This window comes from Methylobacterium sp. WL6, from assembly GCF_008040095.1.
In the GTDB taxonomy this organism is placed as follows: domain Bacteria; phylum Pseudomonadota; class Alphaproteobacteria; order Rhizobiales; family Beijerinckiaceae; genus Methylobacterium.
Window position 1 is genome coordinate 1 of sequence record NZ_VRVH01000329.1, and the last position, 4769, is coordinate 4769.

General features: G+C 73.0%; 4 protein-coding genes. All 4 read right to left on the reverse strand.

Annotated features, from left to right (window positions below):
* Positions 1-1545, reverse strand: a 1545-nt coding sequence (locus tag FV230_RS24745) for an HWE histidine kinase domain-containing protein (RefSeq protein ID WP_147844286.1), incomplete at its 3' end; no start/stop codon positions are given.
* Positions 1546-1861: 316 nt separating this feature from the next.
* Positions 1862-2587 carry a tRNA (guanine(46)-N(7))-methyltransferase TrmB gene (locus FV230_RS24750; RefSeq protein WP_147844287.1) on the reverse strand — a complete coding sequence of 242 codons (726 nt, stop codon included), beginning with the start codon at positions 2585-2587 and terminating at the stop codon, positions 1862-1864.
* A gap of 102 nt (positions 2588-2689) precedes the next feature.
* Positions 2690-3868 (reverse strand): methionine adenosyltransferase, encoded by a 1179-nt coding sequence (metK, locus tag FV230_RS24755; RefSeq protein ID WP_147844288.1) that lies wholly within the window; start codon positions 3866-3868, stop codon positions 2690-2692.
* A 182-nt stretch (positions 3869-4050) separates the two neighbouring features.
* Positions 4051-4455, reverse strand: a complete 405-nt coding sequence (locus tag FV230_RS24760) for a helix-turn-helix transcriptional regulator (protein WP_147729573.1) — start codon at positions 4453-4455, stop codon at positions 4051-4053.
* Positions 4456-4769: the final 314 nt, after the last annotated feature.

A 4769-nucleotide genomic window follows, 5' to 3' on the forward strand; every position in this document is an offset into this window, starting at 1 on the left:
CATCCCGGCCGGGCCGCCCGGCAGGACCGCCCAGGCGACCGAGATCCGCCCGCGCCGGTTGGAGAGCGCGCCGTACTTGGCGGCGTTGGTGGTGAGCTCGTGGATCGCCATGCCGATCGGCACCGCGATCTCGGAGGGCAGCGCCGTGTCCGGCCCGTCGAGCACGATGCGGCCGTCGAGGGCCCCGTCCGCATCGGCGGCCTCGCCCTCGCCCGCCTGCGCCTCGGCGTAGGGGCGCAGCTCGCTCAGCAGCAGCGTGCGCAGGTCCGCCGTCTGCCAGGTCGCCTCGGTGAGCACCGAATGGGTGTGGGCGAGCGACTTGATGCGGCCGACGAAGGCTTCGTAGAAGCTCTCGATGCTGGACGCCGTCCGCGCGGTCGAGCCGACGATCGCCTGCACCGTCGCCAGGGTGTTCTTCACCCGGTGGTGCAGCTCGCGGATCAGCAGCGCCTGCCGCTCCTCGGCCAGGCGCTGGTCGGTGACGTCGGCGACGAGGCCGATCAGCCGCCGCGGCAGCCGGTTCGGGGCGTCGCGCTCGAAGCGGCCGGCGAGGTCGATGGTGCGCCACGCGCCGTCGCTGCGGCGGCGGATGCGGCCCGTGGTGTGCAGGATCGCGTCGTCGCGCAGCGCCTGCGAGATCGCCAGCCGCACCGCGGCGCGATCGTCCGGGTGCAGCGTATCGCGAAGGAACTCGGTCTTGCCGATGGTGCCGTCCTCGGGCGCGTGCCCGAAGATCTCGAACATCCGCTCGTTCTCCCAGATCGCGTGGTCCTCGAGCATGTGCCACTCGAAGATCCCGAGCCGGGCGACCGTGGTCGCGACCCGCAGGCGCTGGTCGCGGGCGGCGAGCCCGTCGCGGGCCTCGACCCGCGTGGTCACGTCCTGCACCACGCCGACCATGCCGGTGCGGCGCCCGTCTTCGGCGTGGACCGGGCGGCCGCGCACGTCGACGATGATCTCGCGCCCGTCCGCCTCCCGCGTCAGGCGGGTCTCGAAGCGGTAGGCGCCGTCGCGCGCCATCGCGTCCCGGACCACGGCCTGGATCCGGTCGGGCTCGCCCGCGGAGAGGCCGGCGCGCAGGATGTCCCAGGTCGCGGAGGAGCCGGGGGGATGGCCGAGGATCTGCGCGGCGCGGCGCGACAGCACGAGGCGGCCGGTGCTCCGCTCCCAGCGCCACTCGCCGAGGCCCGCCGCGGCGAGGTCCTGGCGGTTCTCCTCGGAGCGGGCCGCCTCGTCGGCATCCACCGCCTCGACGACGAGGACGGTCCCGCCGGCGCCGGAGCGGCGCACCCGCACCTCGACCGAGCCGCCGTCGGCATGGAGCCAGGGATGGATGCCGTCGGCGATCCGGCCGCCGCCGACGAGGTCGGCGGCCGGCCGCCCCGCGAGCGCGCCGGGGGGGTGGCCGAGCAGGGCGCAGAGCGCGGGGTTGGCGTCGCGCAGGCGCGCGCCGTCCTGCGACAGCACGGCCAGCCCGATGGCGGCCTCCTCGAAGGCCGCGCGCCGCGGGTCGTCCACCGGGCCGTGATCGTCCCTGTCGGTCACACCGTCCCCTCGAACGCGCGGTCGCGCCGTCTCGAAAAGCGTCGCCCCGACGGAGGCACCGAGCGGGCGCCCGACAGGAGCGCGCCCAAGATGGGGCCGGGGCCGAAGCGGGGCAAGTCGCCCAGCGGCGCCTGCGGCTTCGACAACAGCTTAGTTGACCCCGTCGCCCCGGCCGATCCTCGAAGAAAGCCGCCGAACGCCGCCCGAGGCCGCCGCGAGGATCGTGCGGGTCGCCTGCGCCGGGCCACCGGCGCTTTCCTCCGGCTCCCGGCGGCCGGCCCCGCGACCTCACGCATCGTCGCCTGCGGACGGGGCCTCAGCCCGGCGCGACGCGCGCGAACTCGAGGTAGGTCGGGCGGCGCCCGGCCGCGATCGCCTTCGCCTCGTAGCGGGTGCCGGGCCAGCCGGGATAGGGCTGCGTCCAGTCGGCGGCCGTGCGCGCCGTCCAGCGCAGGTGCGGGCAGCGGGCGGTGCGGACCAGGGTCCAGCCGACGTAGTCGTCGATGTCGCTGGCGAAGCGGAACAGGCCGCCGGGCCGCAGCACCCGGGCGATCTCGGCGAGCGACTCGTCCGAGACGAAGCGGCGCTTGCGCTGGCGCCGCTTCGGCCAGGGATCGGGGTAGAGCAGGTAGACCCGCGCGAGGCTGGCATCCGGCAGGGCGGCGAGCAGCGGCGACACGTCCTCGTCGCGGATGCGGACGTTGCGCAAGGCCCGCTCGTCGACGGCGCGCAGCAGCTTGGCGACGCCGTTGACGAAGGGCTCGGCGCCGATGATGCCGATCTCGGGATGGGCCGCCGCCTGCGCCGCCAGGTGCTCGCCGCCGCCGAAGCCGATCTCGAGCCAGACCTCCGACGGGCCTCGCGCGAGGCCGGGAAACAGCGTCGCCGGGTCGAGGGGGCGGCCGTCGGCGGGCGGGTCGACGCGCAGGCGCGGGAGCAAGTCCGACAGGCGCTGCTCTTGCAGCCCGCGCAGGCGCTTGCCCTTGCGCCGGCCGAAGAAGGCCCGCTCGGTGGCGTCGGCCGGGGGGCTGGTGTCGGTCACGGGGAAACTCGTTGGGAGGCTCACGCCTCGATCGGCGACCGGATCGGGCGCAGGCCCCTCTCCCGTTCGGGAGAGGGGGCCGCCGGCGCGGGGTTGAAACCCTTACGCCAGGGCCGATCTCAGCTTGTCGGCGAGGTCGGTGCGCTCCCAGGAGAAGCCGCCGTCGGCGTCCGGGGCGCGGCCGAAATGGCCGTAGGCCGAGGTGCGGGCGTAGATCGGCTTGTTGAGGCCGAGCGCCAGGCGGATGCCGCGGGGCGAGAGGTCGAGGGCGTCCATCAGCACGCCCTCCAGCTTGGCCTCGTCGACCTTGCCGGTGCCGTGCAGGTCGACGTAGATCGACAGCGGCTTGGCCACGCCGATGGCGTAGGCGAGCTGGATCGTGGCGCGCGAGGCGAGGCCGGCGGCGACGACGTTCTTGGCGAGGTAGCGCGCGGCATAGGCCGCCGAGCGGTCGACCTTGGTCGGGTCCTTGCCCGAGAAGGCGCCGCCGCCATGGGGCGCCGCGCCGCCGTAGGTGTCGACGATGATCTTGCGGCCGGTGAGGCCGGCATCGCCGTCGGGGCCGCCGATGACGAACTTGCCGGTCGGGTTCACGTGCCAGACCGTGCCCTCGTTGATCCAGCCCTCGGGCAAGGCCGCGCGGATGTAGGGCTCGACGATGGCGCGCACGTCGGCCGAATCGAGCGACTCGTCGAGGTGCTGGGTCGAGAGCACGATCTGCGTCGCCTCGACCGGGCGGCCGTTGGCGTAGCGCACCGTGACCTGGCTCTTGGCGTCGGGGCCGAGCTTGGCCGCGTCGCCCTGCTTGGCCTTGCGGGCGTCGGCGAGGTCCTTGAGGATCTTGTGGGCGTAGAAGATCGGGGCCGGCATCAGCTCCGGGGTCTCGTCGGCGGCGTAGCCGAACATGATGCCCTGGTCGCCCGCGCCCTCGTCCTTGTTGCCGGCCGCGTCCACGCCCTGGGCGATGTCGGCCGACTGGGCGTGCAGGTAGATCTGCACGTCGTTGTTCTTCCAGTGGAACCCGGACTGCTCGTAGCCGATGTCCTTCACCGCCTCGCGGGACAGCGCCTCGAGGTCCTTGAAGGTCACCGAATCGGGGCCGCGGACCTCGCCGGCGATCACGACGCGGTTGGTCGTGGTCAGCGTCTCGACGCCGAGGCGGGCTTCCGGCATCGCGGCGATGTAGGCATCGACCACGGTGTCGGAGATCCGGTCGCTCACCTTGTCGGGGTGGCCCTCGGAGACGGATTCGCTGGTGAACAGGAAGTCTGAACGCGGCATCGTGAGAGCACCCCGGTTGACGGGTGCGCCTTCCTGATCGCGGCGCTTGACCCGGTTGTGAGGGCCGAAGTTCTGGCACCGGCTCCCGGCAGGGTCAAGGTGGAATGCCGAACGGATCCGTTATACCGTACGAAGCGGACGGCCAATCGGTCCGAAGGTGCTACCACAGGGACGCGGTGGCCTCAGCCGCTCAACTTGCGCTCGAGGGCCTGGACCGCGGCGGCGAGGTCGCGCCGCGTGTCGGCCGAGCAGTTCTCGGAGACGTGGCGGGCCACCATCTCGGCCACGCCCTGCCAGCCGGCGTCGAGCGGGCGCTGCGGCGTGTCGCCGAAACCCTCGACGGCGTGGTCCTCGTCCCGGGGCATCCCGTTGAAGAAGTGATCCAGCGGCACGCCGGTCATGCGCGAGAAGATGTCGAGATGGATCGCGCTGATGCGGTTGGTGCCCTTCTCGTACTTCTGCAGCTGCGCCGCGGACATGCCGAAGCTCTGGGCGACGCGGCGCTGGGTCAACGACGCCTTGCGCCGTTGTTCCGCGATGCGTTGCCCGACATAAACGTCCCGTTGATCCGTCTTCTGGCCTGCCATCACTCGTCTCGCGTGCGCGCCCCCAAGGACGCGGAATCGTCGACCATCCGCGCCCTCGCCCTGCGCAAGCTTAGCTGCCGGCGCACGGCTTGTCACCCTCATAACCCGTTGGCTCTCCAGCGGTATCCGCCTGCATGGATGCCGCCGCGATCGCACCGCCGGCCAAGCTCGGCCGTTCTCCGATCCGCTCTACGAGAATTCTGTTGCCGCGGCAACGGTTTCGCGGGGCCGGCGTCCCGCGGGCCTCAGGAACGTCCGCGTCCCTGCGCGGTCGCCGCCCGGCGCAACGCGTCGGCGAGGGCCCCCCCCGATTC